This window comes from Pseudonocardia xinjiangensis, assembly GCF_012911925.1.
Taxonomy (GTDB): domain Bacteria; phylum Actinomycetota; class Actinomycetes; order Mycobacteriales; family Pseudonocardiaceae; genus Pseudonocardia; species Pseudonocardia xinjiangensis.
Genome location: NZ_JAAXKY010000168.1, coordinates 1 through 14669, shown reverse-complemented (window position 1 = coordinate 14669; position 14669 = coordinate 1). Strand labels below are relative to the sequence as shown.

General features: G+C 72.0%; 15 protein-coding genes. 4 read left to right on the top strand and 11 right to left on the bottom strand.

Features of this window, described 5'->3' with window-relative positions; all coding sequences use genetic code 11:
* Positions 1 to 14: 14 nt before the first annotated feature.
* The 3 genes from HF577_RS32250 to mca are packed head-to-tail and all read right to left on the bottom strand — an operon-like array spanning position 15 to position 3317.
* Entirely contained in the window at positions 15 to 2033 is a 2019-nt protein-coding gene (locus tag HF577_RS32250) for a thioredoxin domain-containing protein (protein WP_169399779.1), read from the bottom strand.
* A 12-nt stretch (positions 2034 to 2045) separates the two neighbouring features.
* The gene (locus HF577_RS32245) at positions 2046 to 2423 is read right to left on the bottom strand and encodes a hypothetical protein (protein WP_211175175.1); all 378 of its coding nucleotides are present in this window, start codon (positions 2421 to 2423) and stop codon (positions 2046 to 2048) included.
* Between the two features lie 21 nt (positions 2424 to 2444).
* A complete protein-coding gene (gene mca / locus HF577_RS32240; RefSeq protein WP_246267710.1) occupies positions 2445 to 3317 on the bottom strand; it encodes a mycothiol conjugate amidase Mca in 873 nt (290 codons plus the stop codon).
* A gap of 590 nt (positions 3318 to 3907) precedes the next feature.
* Here mca and greA point away from each other — a divergent pair.
* Positions 3908 to 4393: a transcription elongation factor GreA gene (gene greA, locus HF577_RS32235; RefSeq protein ID WP_312859528.1), complete on the top strand. Its 486-nt coding sequence runs from the start codon at positions 3908 to 3910 to the stop codon at positions 4391 to 4393.
* A 48-nt stretch (positions 4394 to 4441) separates the two neighbouring features.
* Here greA and ilvA read toward each other — a convergent pair whose 3' ends face one another.
* Positions 4442 to 5686, bottom strand: a complete 1245-nt coding sequence (ilvA, locus tag HF577_RS32230) for a threonine ammonia-lyase (protein WP_169399776.1) — start codon at positions 5684 to 5686, stop codon at positions 4442 to 4444.
* Positions 5687 to 5788: 102 nt separating this feature from the next.
* On the opposite strand from ilvA, the gene HF577_RS32225 reads away from it, so the two are divergent.
* Positions 5789 to 6016, top strand: a complete 228-nt coding sequence (locus HF577_RS32225; protein ID WP_169399775.1) for a hypothetical protein — start codon at positions 5789 to 5791, stop codon at positions 6014 to 6016.
* A 9-nt stretch (positions 6017 to 6025) separates the two neighbouring features.
* Here HF577_RS32225 and HF577_RS32220 read toward each other — a convergent pair whose 3' ends face one another.
* Both HF577_RS32220 and HF577_RS32215 read right to left on the bottom strand, forming a co-directional pair.
* Entirely contained in the window at positions 6026 to 7174 is a 1149-nt protein-coding gene (locus HF577_RS32220; RefSeq protein WP_169399774.1) for a cystathionine gamma-synthase, read from the bottom strand.
* Between the two features lie 120 nt (positions 7175 to 7294).
* Positions 7295 to 8659: a cystathionine beta-synthase gene (locus tag HF577_RS32215; RefSeq protein ID WP_169399773.1), complete on the bottom strand. Its 1365-nt coding sequence runs from the start codon at positions 8657 to 8659 to the stop codon at positions 7295 to 7297.
* Positions 8660 to 8961: 302 nt separating this feature from the next.
* On the opposite strand from HF577_RS32215, the gene shbA reads away from it, so the two are divergent.
* Positions 8962 to 9594 (top strand): RNA polymerase sigma factor ShbA, encoded by a 633-nt coding sequence (gene shbA, locus HF577_RS32210; protein ID WP_312859527.1) that lies wholly within the window; start codon positions 8962 to 8964, stop codon positions 9592 to 9594.
* 10 nt (positions 9595 to 9604) lie between these two features.
* On the opposite strand, the gene HF577_RS32205 is transcribed toward shbA, so the two are convergent.
* From HF577_RS32205 to HF577_RS32195, 3 genes are all read right to left on the bottom strand, one after another.
* Complete coding sequence (locus HF577_RS32205; RefSeq protein ID WP_211175178.1) at positions 9605 to 10849, bottom strand: RNA polymerase sigma factor; 1245 nt, start codon at positions 10847 to 10849, stop codon at positions 9605 to 9607.
* A 2-nt stretch (positions 10850 to 10851) separates the two neighbouring features.
* Positions 10852 to 11211 carry a YciI family protein gene (locus HF577_RS32200; RefSeq protein ID WP_169399770.1) on the bottom strand — a complete coding sequence of 120 codons (360 nt, stop codon included), beginning with the start codon at positions 11209 to 11211 and terminating at the stop codon, positions 10852 to 10854.
* Between the two features lie 104 nt (positions 11212 to 11315).
* Positions 11316 to 11771: a pyridoxamine 5'-phosphate oxidase family protein gene (locus HF577_RS32195; RefSeq protein WP_169399769.1), complete on the bottom strand. Its 456-nt coding sequence runs from the start codon at positions 11769 to 11771 to the stop codon at positions 11316 to 11318.
* Between the two features lie 116 nt (positions 11772 to 11887).
* Here HF577_RS32195 and HF577_RS32190 point away from each other — a divergent pair, with 116 nt between their 5' ends.
* Positions 11888 to 13108: an acetyl-CoA C-acetyltransferase gene (locus HF577_RS32190; protein WP_169399768.1), complete on the top strand. Its 1221-nt coding sequence runs from the start codon at positions 11888 to 11890 to the stop codon at positions 13106 to 13108.
* A 72-nt stretch (positions 13109 to 13180) separates the two neighbouring features.
* On the opposite strand, the gene HF577_RS32185 is transcribed toward HF577_RS32190, so the two are convergent.
* Positions 13181 to 14002, bottom strand: a complete 822-nt coding sequence (locus HF577_RS32185) for a Bax inhibitor-1/YccA family protein (protein WP_169399767.1) — start codon at positions 14000 to 14002, stop codon at positions 13181 to 13183.
* A 98-nt stretch (positions 14003 to 14100) separates the two neighbouring features.
* The gene (locus tag HF577_RS32180; RefSeq protein ID WP_169399766.1) at positions 14101 to 14523 is read right to left on the bottom strand and encodes a hypothetical protein; all 423 of its coding nucleotides are present in this window, start codon (positions 14521 to 14523) and stop codon (positions 14101 to 14103) included.
* Positions 14524 to 14669 lie beyond the last annotated feature (146 nt).

Genomic DNA, 14669 nt, shown 5'->3' with positions numbered 1-14669 from the left:
AGGTGGGGGTCAGGTCAGGGGCGGAGGCCGAGCCCGGCGGTGAGCTCCTCGACCGTCGACACGGGGCGGTCGCAGACGAAGCCACGGCAGACGTACGCCGCCGCCCCGCCATCGACGAGGGGGCGGTCGGCCAGCAGCGGGACTCCGGCCGCTCCGGGTTCGCCAGGGACGATGACGGTGCCCCCGGGTGCGATCCGGCGGGTGTGCGCGAGCAGAGCGTCCCGGGCCGGGTCGCCGTCGGCCCCGACGACCGCCACCTGCAGCGGCCCTCGGACCATCGCCTCGGCCGCGGTGAGCCAGTGGCCGGCGAACCGGGGGTGGTGCTCGGCCAGCGTGCCCGCGCCGCGCAGGCCGGCCTCCGCAGCCTCGCGGTACCGGGCTGGGTCCTCCACCAGCACCGACGCCGTGAGCAGGGCGGAGACGAGCGCGGAACTGCCGCAGGGCGTGGCGTTGTCGGTGAACTCGCGCGGCCGGTGCAGCAGCGCCTCCGCATCGTCGGCGGTGTCGTAGAAGGCGCCCGGGCGCTCCGGGTCGGCGAAGTGCTCGAGCGCGATGTCGAGCACGTCCGTGGCCGCGGTGAGCCACCTCGCGGCGCCCGTGGCCTGGTGCAGCGCGAGCAGCGCCTCGGCCAGGGACCCGTGGTCCTCCAGCACGCCCGCGGCGTGGCCCACCACGCCGTCGCGCGACGAGCGGCGCAGCCGCCCGTCCACCATGTGCAGGCGCAGCAGGAGGTCGGCGGCCTCGGCCGCGGCGTCGACCCAGTGCGTGCGGCCGAACGCGGCGCCGCCCTCGGCGAGGGCGAGGATCGCCATCCCGTTCCAGGACGTGATCACCTTCTCGTCTCGGGCAGGCTGGGGCCGGGTGTTGCGTGACGCGAGCAGCGCGGCCCGGATCCGTTCCCAGCGCTCGGGGTCGTCGGGGTCGATCAGCAGCTGCAGGGTGGACGATCCGTGCTCGAACGTGCCGCCGTCGGTGACCGTCAGCTGGCCCGCCGCCCAGATCCCGTCGTCGTCGCCGAGCACGTCGCGCAACTGCTGCGGGGTCCACGCATAGGTGAGGCCCTCGACGCCGTCGGTGTCGGCGTCGAGCGCCGACGCGAAGCCACCCTCGGCGGTCCGCAGGTCGCGGAGCAGGAACGCGGCGGTCTCCTCGGCGATGCGCCGGGGCAGCGCCGCTCCGGTGAGCCGCGCGAGGTGGGCGTAGACGCGCAGCAGGAGCCCGTTGTCGTAGAGCATCTTCTCGAAGTGCGGCACGACCCACTCGGCGTCGACGCTGTAGCGGGCGAACCCACCGGCGAGCTGGTCGTACATCCCGCCGCGGGCCATGCGCTCACACGTGAGGACGACGGGGCGCAGCGCGCTGTCGGAACCGGTGCGCTCGTGGTTGCGCAGCAGGAACTCCAGCACCATCGACGGCGGGAACTTCGGGGCGCCCCCGAACCCGCCCGCGCGCTCGTCGAACAGCTCGGTGAGGGTGGCCGCGGCCCGGTCCAGGGAGTCCGGGTCGACGGCTGAGGGCGGCAGGGCCGCGGCCGCGCTGTCGGCCAGCCGGGCCGCGATCTCGCCCGCCGAGCGACGGACGCGCTCGCCGTCGTCCCGCCACGCCCGCGTGACGGCGTCGAGGAGCTGGCGGAACGCCGGCATGCCGTGGCGCGGGGTCGGCGGGTAGTAGGTGCCGCAGTGGAACGGCTCGCCCGCCGGGGTGAGGAAGCAGGTCATCGGCCAGCCACCCTGACCGGTCAGGGCCTGGGTGGCCGACATGTAGACGGCGTCGATGTCCGGGCGCTCCTCGCGGTCGACCTTGACCGCGACGAAGTCCGCGTTCATCTGCTTGGCGGTGGCCTCGTCCTCGAACGACTCGTGGGCCATGACGTGGCACCAGTGGCAGGCTGCGTAGCCCACCGACAGCAGCACCGGAACGTCCCGGCGGGCCGCCTCGGCGAACGCCTCGTCGGACCACTCCCACCAGTCGACGGGGTTGTCGGCGTGCTGGAGCAGGTACGGGCTGGTGGCGACGGAGAGCCGGTTCGGCATGTCACCAGCCTGTCAGGGCCGGCCGCCCCCGGCATCCTCTGGGCGACGTCCGGCCGGGCTCACACCGTGCTCGGTGCCGGCCTTCTCACCGGGGCCGTCGGGCGTCTCGCCGGGCCGGTCCTCGGTTGTCTCGTCGACCGGATCGAAGCTCGGCGGCAGCCGCTTGAGGCGTTTGGTCATCGACCGGATCAGCACGGCCGTGACGATCGCCAGCACGACGATGACCACGAGCGCGATCGGCGACGCCTCACCGAACTCGGGGCCCTTGCCCGCCGGTGGCGCCGGGTCCTGCGCCAGCACCGTGATGACCGCGGGCATGACGGGAGCCGCGCCACCCTGACCGATCAGGAGCGGCCCGATCGGGAACGGCACGGCCGCCAGCGGACTCACGGCCTGAACGATACGCGCCGGTCAGACGGCGGGTCGCACCGCCACCCCCGCCTCGATACCGGCGAACAGGTCGTCCTCCGGCTCGGGCGTGTCGACGAAGCTGCGCGCCAGTTCGTACTCCTCGAACGGCCACACCTCGCGCTGGATGTCGAGCGGGATGATGAACCAGCGGTCGGTCGGGGAGATCTGCGTGGCGTGTGCGAGAAGCGCCTTGTCGCGCACGTCGAACCAGTCGGCACACTCCACGCGGGTGGTGACGCGCTCACCGGGATCGCGGCGGCCATCGGGCCACTTGGTCAGCATCTCGGCGTAGGGCGACTCGAGGCCGCGCGAGGTGAGTGCCTCGTGGAGCGCCGCCAGCCGAGTGCGTGAGAAGCCGTGGGAGTAGTAGAGCTTCAGCGGCTGCCACGGTGCACCGGTGCCGGGGAAGCGGTCGGGGTCGCCTGCCGCGTCGAAGGCCGCCACGGAGATCTCGTGGCAGCGGATGTGGTCCGGGTGCGGGTAGCCGCCCGTCTCGTCGTAGGTGACGACGACGTGCGGTCGGAACTCGCGGATCAGGGCCACGAGCGGCTTGGTGGCGACGTCGAGGTCCTGCAGCGCGAAGCACCCCTCCGGAAGCGGCGGCATGGGGTCGCCTTCCGGGAGCCCCGAGTCGACGAACCCGAGCCAGCGGTGCTGCACGCCGAGGATCTCGGCCGCGCGGGCCATCTCGGCGCGCCGGACCGCGGGGAGGTCGTCGAGCACCCCGGGACGGTCCATGGCCGGGTTGAGGATGCTCCCGGCCTCCCCGCCGGTGCAGGTGACGACCATGACCTCATGGCCTTCCGAGACGTAACGAGCGCTGGTGGCAGCGCCCTTGCTCGACTCGTCGTCGGGGTGGGCGTGCACTGTCATGAGCCGTAGTGGTCCGCCGCTGTACGGAGCAAGAGAGGACATGGGGGTCGGGCGGTCCTTCCGGGATGAACGGAACGGTTCAGAGGAACGTGCCGGGTCCCGATGGTGGCAGATCACCCCGACAGTCCTTTCCTCCCCTGGTCAACACCGTTGACGCGCCAGTGCTTCCCCTCCGATTGGTGCGCGCCGCCACCTTGTGACGGGTAAGGTCACCCGCGGCACCGGATGGTCGACACCCCGTTGGGCTCTACCACACGCCCAAGGCGGGGAGTCCGGTCACGGTGAGCGGTCACCGGGGCGCCTGCGGGGTACGGCTCGTGCGCGACACAGCAGCTTCGCGGGGCCGTTGACCTGCGGTGATGAGACCTCCGGGAACTTCTCGAACACCCCAACCGTTCGTCGAATGGCTGCGACGAGCGGCTGCCACCGTGTTACCGTTGCCCGCACACGGCCCGCAGGCGGGTCGTGTTTTTCCTTACTCGGGGCTATGCCGCCCACGAGACCGGGGCCGCGCTGCCGGCGGACCTCGTTCCCCGCGGGCGAACGGTCCGTGGCTGCATGGACCTGGACAGGCTGGAGGAGTGATGACCGTGACGGACACCCAGGTGACCTGGCTGACCCAGGATGCCTACGACCGGCTCAAGCAGGAACTCGACGAGCTGATCGCCAACCGCCCCGTCATCGCTGCCGAGATCAACGCCCGCCGCGAGGAGGGTGACCTCAAGGAGAACGGCGGCTACCACGCCGCGCGCGAGGAGCAGGGCCAGCAGGAGGCGCGCATCCGCCAGCTCCAGGAGCTCCTGCGCACGGCGCACGTGGGCACGCCGCCCACGTCCTCCGACGTCGCCGCCCCCGGAATGGTGCTGAAGATCCGGTACGACGACGAGGACTCTGAGACCGTGCTGCTGGGCTCCCGTGAAGAGGGCAGCCACGGCGACCTGCAGGTGATCTCGCCGAACTCGCCGCTCGGGGCCGCACTGCTCGGCGCGCGTGCCGGCGAGACGCGGGAGTACCAGCTGCCCGACGGCGGCAACATGAAGGTCTCGCTGGTCTCCGCGGAGCCGTTCCGGGGCTGACCCACAGCCCACTCGACCACACACTGCCCGGCTCCGGCCGAGCAGGCTTCAGCGCGGGCCGGCCACCTCGACGACGGCGTGGCCGGCACTGCGCAGTGCCTGCACCAGCTCGGTGCAGTGTTCGGTGCCTCTGGTCTCGAGCGCCAGCGCCACCTCCACCTCACCGAGTGGCAGCGTGCCCGAGATCCGCGAGTGCTCGACGTCGAGCACGTTGGCGCCGAGCGAGCCCACGTGGGCGAGCAGCTCGGCGAGTGCGCCGGGCCGGTCGCCCACCCGCACCCGCAGCGACAGGTATCGGGCCGCAGAGGCCATGCCGTGCTGGATCACGTGCAGCAGCACGAGGGGATCCACGTTGCCCCCGGAGAGCACGGCCACCGCGGGCGTGGCGAACCTGCGCGGGTGCTCGAGCAACGCGGCCACCGCGGCGGCGCCTGCCGGTTCGACCAGCAGCTTCGCCCGTTCGAGGCAGTGCAGCAGGGCCCGGGACAGCGCGTCGTCGTCGACGGTGAGGATCTCGTCGACGAGGGCTGCCACCTGCGAGAACGTGACCTTTCCCGGCTGTCCGACGGCGATCCCGTCGGCGATCGTGCGCATCGAGGCGAGCGCGGTGGGCACGCCGGCCGCGAGCGACGCCGGCCAGGCCGCCGCCCCCGCCGCCTGCACCCCCACCACTGCGACGTCGGGTCGCTGGGCCTTCACGGCCGCGGCGATGCCGCCGAGCAGCCCACCGCCACCGGTGCACACGAGCACGGTGCGCACGTCCGGCACCTGCTCGAGCAGCTCCAGGCCGACCGTGCCCTGCCCGGCAATGATGTCCGGGTGGTCGAACGGGTGGACGAACACGGCCCCGGTGCGCTCCGCGAACTCGGTGGCCGCGGCGATGCTGCCGTCGATGTGCTCGCCGACGAGGTGCACCCGGGCGCCGTAGCCGCGCGTGGCGCCGACCTTCGGGATCGCCGCCTGCTCGGGCATGAACACCGTGGCCTCGATGCCGAGCATCTGGGCGGCCAGCGCCACCCCCTGGGCGTGGTTGCCCGCGCTCGCGGCCACCACTCCGCGGGCGCGCTGCTCGTCGTCGAGGCGGGCGATGCGGGTGTAGGCGCCACGGATCTTGAACGATCCGGTGCGCTGCAGGTTCTCGCACTTCAGCCACACCGGCCCGCCGCACAGCTCGCTCAGCGCACGCGAACCGGCCATCGGGGTGGGCGAGACGACCCCGCGCAGTAGCTCCTGGGCGCTGCGGACGTCTGCCAACCCGACGGGCGGCGAGGCGATGGGACCGGCGGTGACCATGCGTCCATCCTCGCACCGTGGGAGCGACCGGCGGCGTCCCCCGGGTAACCTGTGGACAGATGGTGGGTGGCGCTCCGAGGGCGCCACGGGCAGGGAGGTCGGATGACTCGGCTGCGGGCCGTGGCTCCACTGCTCGTTGCCGCGGTGCTGGCAGCGGTGGCGGTGGCCACCGTCGAGGGTGCCGGGTGCGACGACCCGGGCCGCTACGAGCTCGGTGTCAACGGCTACGAGCTCGTGGGAGGCTGCATCGCCCCCGGCGACCTCGTGGTGCCCGAGCCCGGCCAGCAGCCCCCGGCGCCCACGGAGCTGGGCACCCCGGCGAAGAGCTGATCCGCCGGGTCAGCCCGTGGCGGCGGCCAGCGCCTGCCTGAGGTCCTCCACCAGGTCCTCGACGTCCTCGATCCCCACCGAGAGGCGCACCAGGTTGTCGGGCACCTCCAGGACCGAGCCGGCCACCGAGGCGTGCGTCATGGCACCGGGGTGCTCGATCAGCGACTCGACACCGCCGAGCGACTCGGCCAGCGTGAAGATCTCCGTGGCCGCGCACACGCGCAGAGCCGCCTCGCGGCCACCCGCCACGGTGAAGGACACCATCCCGCCGAACCGGCGCATCTGCTTCGCCGCGACCTCGTGGCCCGGGTGCTCGGTCAGCCCGGGGTAGAGCACGCTCTCCACGCCCTTCTGCCCGGTGAGCAGCTCCGCCACGCGCTCCGCGTTGTCGCTGTGGCGCTCCATCCGCACCGCGAGGGTCTTGACCCCGCGCAGCGTGAGCCACGCGTCGAACGGCCCCGGGACCGACCCGACGGAGTTCTGGGTGAAGCGCAGCTTCTCGGCCAGCTCCTCGTCGCTCGTGACCAGCGCGCCGCCGACCACGTCGGAGTGGCCACCGACGTACTTGGTGGTGGAGTGCAGCACCACGTCGGCGCCGAGGCCGAGCGGGTTCTGCAGGTAGGGCGACGCGAAGGTGTTGTCCACGACGAGCCGCGCGCCTGCGGACCGCGCGACGTCGGCGAGCGCCGCGATGTCGGCGATCCCCAGCAGGGGGTTGGTGGGGGTCTCGCACCAGATGACGCGGGTGGTGGGCCGGAGCGCGGCGCGCAGCGCGTCGACGTCGGCGAGATCGGCCGGGGTGTACTCGATGCCCCACGGCGCCAGCACCTTGTCGACGAGCCGGAACGTGCCGCCGTACGCGTCGTGCGGGATCACGATGTGGTCGCCGGGGCGCAGCAGCACCCGCAGCAGGACGTCGGACGCGCCCATGCCGGAACCGAACGCGAGCGCGTGCCGTCCGCCTTCGAGGGCGGCGAGACACTCCTGCAGGGCCGTGCGGGTGGGGTTGGCGCTGCGCGAGTACTCGTAGCCGCCACGTAGCCCGCCCACCCCGTCCTGGGCGAAGGTGGACGACTGGTGGATCGGCGTGATCACCGCACCGGTCGTCGGGTCCGGCTCCTGGCCGGCGTGGATGGCGTTGGTGGAGAAGCCGCGCATGAGAGCACGCTACGCGGACCGCGACCGGCCGAGCCGTGCGGTAGCCCCCTGTTGCAGCAAAGCCACGTTCATGCCACCCGGTTGCGTGAAAGTGGCTTTGCTGCAACGAGCGGCCGCAGTTCAGCTGCCCAGGAACGCCAGCACGTCGGAGCGGGTCACGACACCGGCCGGCTTGCCGTCCACGAGCACCAGCGCGGCGTCGGCCGTGGCGAACGCGCTCATTGCCGTGTCCAGCGCCTCGCCCGCACCGATGGTGGGCAGCGGCGGGGACATGTGCTTCTCCAGCCGGTCCGACAGCTGCGCACGGCCGGTGAACAGCGAGTCGAGCAGGTCGCGCTCGACCACCGCGCCCGCCACCTCCGCCGCCATCACGGGCGGCTCGGCCCGGACGACCGGCATCTGCGAGACGCCGAACTCGCGCAGGTACTGCACGGCGTCGGCCACGGTCTCGTTCGGGTGGGCGTGCACGAGGGCGGGGATCGCGCCGTCCTTGCGGCGGAGCACGTCACCCACGGTGGCGCCCTGCGCCGGGGGCAGGAAGCCGTAGCTTGCCATCCAGGAGTCGTTGAAGACCTTGCCGAGGTAGCCGCGGCCGCCGTCGGGCAGGAGCACGACGACCACCGCGTCCGCCGGGAGGTCGCGGGCGACGACCAGCGCCGCCGCCACCGCCATCCCGCACGAGCCACCGACGAGCAGCGCCTCCTCGCGGGCGAGCCGGCGGGTCATGTGGAACGAGTCGGCGTCGGAGACCGCGACGATCCGGTCGCAGATGTCCTTGTCGTAGGTGGTGGGCCAGAAGTCCTCGCCGACACCCTCCACCAGGTAGGGCCGGCCGCCGCCACCGCTGTACACGGAGCCCTCGGGATCGGCGCCGATCACCTGGACCCGGCCGTCGGAGACCTCCTTCAGGTAGCGCCCCGTGCCGCTGATGGTGCCGCCGGTGCCGATGCCGGCCACGAAGTGGGTGATCCGGCCCTCGGTCTGCTCCCAGATCTCCGGTCCCGTGCCGAGGTAGTGCGACTCGGGGTTGTTCACGTTGGCGTACTGGTTGGGCTTCCAGGCGCCCTCGATCTCGCTGACCAGCCGGTCGGAGACCCGGTAGTAGGAGTCCGGGTGGTCGGGCTCGACGGCGGTGGGGCAGACCACGACCTCGGCGCCGTAGGCGCGCAGCACGTTGCGCTTGTCGTCGCTCACCTTGTCGGGACAGACGAAGACGCAGCTGTAGCCCTTGCGCTGGGCGATCATGGCGAGGCCGACGCCGGTGTTGCCCGACGTCGGCTCGACGATCGTGCCGCCGGGCCGCAGCTCACCGGCCGCCTCGGCCGCCTCCACCATCCGCAGCGCGATGCGGTCCTTCACGCTGCCGCCGGGGTTGAAGTACTCCACCTTCGCGAGGACGGGCGCGGCGACGCCCTCCGCTACCGTGCCGAGCCGGACGAGCGGAGTGTTCCCGACCAGGTCGGCGACGTGCTCGACATAACGCATGGCTCCATGCTCCCACCCGGCCGCCGAACGGTCGGTGGACGCCGCGCATCGGTCGCCCGACGGGCGAGGCGCCGCCCGGGGCCCACCACGCAAGGTCGTTGCGCTCTCAGCCGTCCGGCCGATCGGGAGTACAAAACGTGGCGAACGGACTAGTCTTCGTCAGCACGGACAAACCTCACCCGGCTGAGCGTGCAGCGGCCGGTTGACCCACGACTCCCCGGGAGTGGTCGGGCCGGAACCTTCTGAGGTCCCGCGTCCGCGACCGTTCCCGGTTCCGACCGATGAGCAGGAGGGGCGCACCGGTGCCATCGGTCGGGGACGACGAGTTCGGGGCGGAGGAATCCGACCGAGCCGAATCCCGTCGCCTGGCCAGGCGCGATGCCGAGCTGGACGAGCTCGCCACCCGGGCCGCCGGTGGGCACAAGGCGTCGCTGGACAAGCTGCTGCAGCACGTCCGCCCGCTGGTCGTGCGCTACTGCCGGGCGCGCATCGGGAGCGGGACGACCGGCATGGCCACTCCCGACGACGTCACGCAGGACGTCCTGCTGGCGCTCTTCCACGCGCTCGAACGCTGGCGCCCTGGCGAGACGCGGGTGATGGCCTTCGTCTACGGGATCGCGGGCAACAAGGTCGTCGACGCCTACCGCGCGGCCGGGCGCAACCGTTCCGTCGCCACCGAGGTCCTTCCCGACGCGGCCGACTCCGGCGCGGGCCCGGAGACGATCGCCGTGCTCGGCACCCAGATCGCCGAGCTACGACAGCTCCTCGAGCAGCTCCCCGAGCATCACCGCGAGGTGCTGGTGCTGCGGATCGCGCTGGGGTTGAGCGCCGAGGAGACCGCCCGCATCGTCGACTCCACGGCGGGCGCCGTGCGGGTCACCCAGCACCGGGCGCTGAACAAGCTGCGCGAGCTCGCCGCGAAGCGCTCCGGATGACGCCGGGGCATCAACGCTGGGCGCGCACCATCTCGGACAACCGGCGTTCCAGGTACGCCCGCTCCGGTTCGTTGCCCACGGTCTCCAGCGCCAGCCGGTAGGCCACGGCGGCGTCCCCGTGCTGTCCGAGCCTGCGCAGCAGGTCGGCCCGTGCGGAGGGCAGCAGGTGGTAGCCGCGCAGCCGTTCGTCGTCGGCCAGCGCGTCGATCAGCTCCAGACCGGCGGCCGGACCGTCGCGCATCGCCACCGCCACCGCCCGGTTGAGGTCGACCAACGGCGACGGCGCCACCTGCGCGAGCACGCCGTAGAGCTCCACCACCTGTGGCCAGTCGGTGGTGGCCACGTCGGCGGCCTCGTCGTGCACTGCCGCGATCGCCGCCTGCAGCCCGTACTGCCCCGGCGCCCGGGCGCGCAGCGCGGCGACGACCAGCGTGCGCCCCTCGGCGATGCGGTCGCGGTCCCAGAGTGACCGGTCCTGCTCGTCGAGCAGCACCAGTGCGCCCTCGGCGTCGGTCCGGGCCGCCCGCCGGGCGTCGACGAGCAGGAGCAGCGCAAGCAGGCCCATCACCTCGTGCTCGTCGGGGAGCAGCCGGTGCAGGATCCGGGCCAGGCGGATCGCCTCCTCGGCGAGGTTCGCGCGGACCAGTTCGGGCCCTGCGCTCGCCGCGTAGGCCTCGGTGAAGATCAGGTAGACGACACGGAGGACGCCCGGGAGCCGGCCGGGCAGCTCGTGTGCGTCCGGCACGCGGAACGGGATGCGCGCGTCGCGGATCTTGCGTTTCGCCCGCACGATGCGCTGGGCCATCGTCGCGGCCGGGACGAGGAACGCGCGCGCCACCTCGGGTGTGGACAGCCCGGCGAGGCAACGCAGGGTCAGCGCCGTCTGCGCCTCGATCGGCAGAGCGGGATGGCAGCAGGTGAAGAACAACCGGAGCCGCTCGTCGGGGACGTCGTCCTCCTCGGTGGGGAGGGCGACCGCCTCGCGCTCGGCGTCGGCGTGCATCAGGGCGAGCCGGGCGGCGTAGGCCTTGTCCCGCCGCAACCGGTCGACGGCCTTCCGGCGCGCCGTGGTGAGCAACCACGCGGCGGGTCTCCCGGGAACCCCGTGGACCGGCCAGTGTTCGAGCGCGGCCGCAACGGCTTCGGAGGCGACCTCCTCGGCCAGGTCGAGATCGCCGAACTGGCGGACGAGAGTGGCGAGCAGCCGGCCCCGCTCCTCACGGAACACGGCTTCGACGGAGCCGGCTGCTCCCAGGGTCACGGTGCCTCGAACTCCAGGATCGGGCGGACCTCCACCTTGCCGCCGCGGCGCGAGCCGGGGCACCGGGCCGCCCAGTCGAGTGCCGCGTCGAGATCGGGGGCGTCGATCAGGTAGTAGCCGCCGAGGATCTCGCGGGTCTCGGCGAACGGCCCGTCGGTCACCACGCGCTCGCCGTTGTCGCGGACCTGCACGGTGGTGGCGGTCTCCACGCCCTGCAGCGCGTCGCTCGCCACCTTCACACCCGCGTCGGTGATGGCCTTCTCATAGGGCCAGTACTCGTCCATCTCCTCCTGGATGGCCTGCTCGGTCTGCGGTTCGGCCGGCTGGGCGCCGTAGAGCAGCAGCATGTACTTCAATCGAAATGCTCCTTGTCGTCACGGTGGCGCTCCGGTGGCGAGGTGCCACACAGCATGACGACGAACGGCCGCGCGCGGTATCGACAGCACGGGTGCGCGCCCTCCTAAGCGCGTTCTACGCGGTGCAACCCTCCGGACGGCGTCCAGGTCTCGATCACCAGCGCGGTGGCGTCCGGGTTGAGGCCGATGACCACGACCTCCTCCAGATCGGTGCGGAACAGGTCGCCGGACACGTCCCCGTCGAGCGGACCGGCGAACACCGCACGCCCCGCGACCTTCGCGTCGCCCGCCCAGGCCGACTCGTTCCCCTCCGGTGGGTCGACCGACGCGCTGTGCAGCGCGAACCGTGGGTCCCGGCGCAGGTCCGCCCCCTTGCGCGCGCCCGGCATCGACCCGAACGTCAGCTCACCGTCGGCGAACTCCGCCTCGATGCCCGAGATGCGCGGCGACCCGTCGGCCCGCAGCGTGGCGATCGTCTTGTGTTTGTGCGCGTCGAAGAGGCCGCGGACCCGGGCGGCGAACTCGGGCTCGGCGGTCTCGATGTCGTTCCACGTGGCCATGCCGACAGCATGGAGGGAGAACCTGACACATCGAGTCAGATATGGACGGCCGGCTCACCTTCGCGGCCATTACCCGCGGGTATTGTCCGGCGGTAGCCACTCCAGAGGAGAAGACGATGCCCGAAGCCGTGATCGTCGCAGCGGCCCGATCACCGATCGGTCGTGCGCACAAAGGGTCGCTCACCAGCATCCGCCCCGACGATCTGACCGTGCAGCTCGTCCGCGCCGCGCTCGCCCAGGTGCCGCAGCTCGACCCGTCCGACGTCGACGACCTCATGCTCGGATGCGGCCTGCCCGGTGGCGAGCAGGGCTTCAACATGGCACGGGTCGTCGCGGTGCTGCTGGGCTACGACACCCTGCCGGGCACCACCGTCACGCGCTACTGCTCGTCGTCGGTGCAGACCACCAGGATGGCCCTGCACGCGATCAGGGCAGGCGAGGGTGACGTGTTCATCTCCGCGGGGGTGGAGACGGTGTCCCGGTTCGTGAAGGGCAGCTCCGACTCGCTGCCCGACACCCGCAACCCGATCTTCGGCGACGCCGCGGACCGCACGAGGCACATCGCCGAGAACGGCGCCGACTCGTGGAGCGACCCGCGCCCCGACGAGCACCTGCCCGACGTCTACATCGCCATGGGTCAGACGGCGGAGAACGTCGCGCTCCTCAAGGGCGTCAGCCGCGAGGAGATGGACCACTTCGGCGTCCGCTCGCAGAACCTCGCGGAGAAGGCGATCGCCGACGGGTTCTTCGCCCGGGAGATCACACCGGTGACCCTGCCCGACGGCAGCGTCGTCTCGGTGGACGACGGACCGCGGTCCGGCGTCACGTACGAGGCGGTCAGCCAGCTCAAGCCGGTGTTCCGCCCCGACGGCCGGGTCACCGCCGGGAACTGCTGCCCGCTCAACGACGGCGCAGCGGCCCTGGTGATCATGTCCGACACGAAGGCGGCCGAGCTGGGCATCACGCCGCTCGCGCGGATCGTCTCCACCGGGGTCTCCGGCCTCTCGCCGGAGATCATGGGCCTCGGACCGATCGAGGCGTCGAAGCAGGCGCTCGGCCGGGCCGGCATGACCATCGACGACGTCGACCTCGTCGAGATCAACGAGGCGTTCGCGGCGCAGGTCATCCCCTCGGCCCGTGAGCTCGGCATCCCCGAGGACAAGCTCAACGTCAACGGCGGCGCGATCGCGCTGGGGCACCCGTTCGGCATGACCGGGGCCCGCATCACCACCACGCTGCTCAACGGGCTGCGCACCCACGACAAGCAGATCGGGCTGGAGACGATGTGCGTCGGCGGGGGCCAGGGCATGGCGATGGTGCTCGAGCGCCTGAGCTGACCCGGCGACAGATGACAGCGGCCCGGCATCCCTCAGGGGTGCCGGGCCGCGACGCGCGGTGGAACGTTGGGGTCAATCCTGCCGGAGGTAGCTCAGCAGCCGCAGGATCTCGATGTACAGCCAGACCAGCGTGGTCATCAGGCCGAACGCGATGTACCAGGCGAACTTCGCCGGGGCACCGTCGCGGACGGCACGGTCAGCCATGTCGAAGTCGAGCAGCAGGCTGAACGCGGCGACGCCGATGCACACGATGCTGAACAGGTAGCCGATCAGCGACGGCTCCCGAACCCCGAGACCGCCGGGGATGAAGAAGCTGAAGATGAGGTTGAAGACGGCCAGCACCGTGACGCCGATCAGGGCGCCCATCAGCCACTTCGTGAACTTCGGTGTGACGCGCACGGCGCCGGTCTTGTAGACCACGAGCATGCCGACGAACACGCCGGCGGTGCCGATGACGGCCTGCAGGCCGATGCCCTGGAACTGCGTGCCCGACAGCTCCAGCGCACCGGTGATGCCACCGAGCGCCACACCCATCGCGGCCGAGTACAGCAGCACCAGTGGCGCCTTCGCCCACTGCGGCTTGAAGATCAGGACGAACGACAGCACGATCCCGACGATGAACGCCGGGAGCACGAGTCCGAAAAGACCGCTGATCGCGGTGAGCACGCCGGTGACGAGCGCGACACCAGCAGTGAGGGCCGTCTTCGTGACGACGTCGTCCATCGTGAGCGGGCGCTCACCGATCTCGGCACGCCCGTATCCGACCTGCGCGGCCTGGGCGTCGCCATAGGCGGCTGCCCCGCCCATCGCGCCGCCGCGGCGGTCGAACGTGGCGTATCCGCCGCCCTGCCCGGTGGGCAGGTTGCGGAACGCCGGGTTGCTACTGGTGCGCACCTGTTCCTCCTCGGAAGCGTCTTGGGCATCCTTGATGTCCAACGCCGAAGCGGGCTCCGGCGTTCCCGGTTCGTAAAGCCGACTTTACTGTGTTCCGCTCAGGCAGCGGCAGTCCCGTCCTCCGGCGGGTCGAGGGCGATCCCCGCGTCCTCCAGTGCGGCCTCGGTGAGGAGCCGGGCGAAGGCCCGATCCGGGCCGGCCGCCGAGGCAAGCGGGGCGTCGACGTCCACCAGCCCACAGGTCTGCACGAGCGTGTCGTCGTAGGCGGCGAGCACCGCGACGCGGCGGACATGGGTGGGCTGCGAGCGCGCACACACCTCGCGGCGCAACCGCCGCAGGTTGGCCACCACGCATTCCAGCGTGGGCCCGGTGGGTTCCCCGCGGTTGCGGTGTCGCCGCTCGGCCACCCGGTCGAGCACAGCAGGCACTACCCGCGACACCACCCAGAACAGGACTGTCGGCGTCGCCGCGAGGAGTAGGTACAGCAGCAGGCCCAGCAGGACCGGACGGTCGCCCGTCACCTCGACGAGGCTACCTGCCCGACGGGGCCCGGAAACCCCCCAACAGGCGAAACCCGGAATCCGCACCGTTCCCGGCGTTCTCGACGTTTCTGATCATCGCGACCGTCGTTGAGTGCCACGAGGCCTTGATCTTGGTGACCCAGGCC

What these genes read in the sequence shown, in the direction of transcription:
- ilvA (WP_169399776.1), bottom strand. Translation starts at nt 5,686, where the DNA reads ATGGTCACCGCCGGTCCCATCGCCTCGCCGCCCGTCGGGTTGGCAGAC.
- HF577_RS32195 (WP_169399769.1), bottom strand. Translation starts at nt 11,771, where the DNA reads ATGGCCACGTGGAACGACATCGAGACCGCCGAGCCCGAGTTCGCCGCC.
- HF577_RS32215 (WP_169399773.1), bottom strand. Translation starts at nt 8,659, where the DNA reads ATGCGTTATGTCGAGCACGTCGCCGACCTGGTCGGGAACACTCCGCTC.
- HF577_RS32220 (WP_169399774.1), bottom strand. Translation starts at nt 7,174, where the DNA reads ATGCGCGGCTTCTCCACCAACGCCATCCACGCCGGCCAGGAGCCGGAC.
- HF577_RS32250 (WP_169399779.1), bottom strand. Translation starts at nt 2,033, where the DNA reads ATGCCGAACCGGCTCTCCGTCGCCACCAGCCCGTACCTGCTCCAGCAC.
- HF577_RS32225 (WP_169399775.1), top strand. Translation starts at nt 5,789, where the DNA reads ATGACTCGGCTGCGGGCCGTGGCTCCACTGCTCGTTGCCGCGGTGCTG.
- mca (WP_246267710.1), bottom strand. Translation starts at nt 3,317, where the DNA reads ATGACAGTGCACGCCCACCCCGACGACGAGTCGAGCAAGGGCGCTGCC.
- HF577_RS32190 (WP_169399768.1), top strand. Translation starts at nt 11,888, where the DNA reads ATGCCCGAAGCCGTGATCGTCGCAGCGGCCCGATCACCGATCGGTCGT.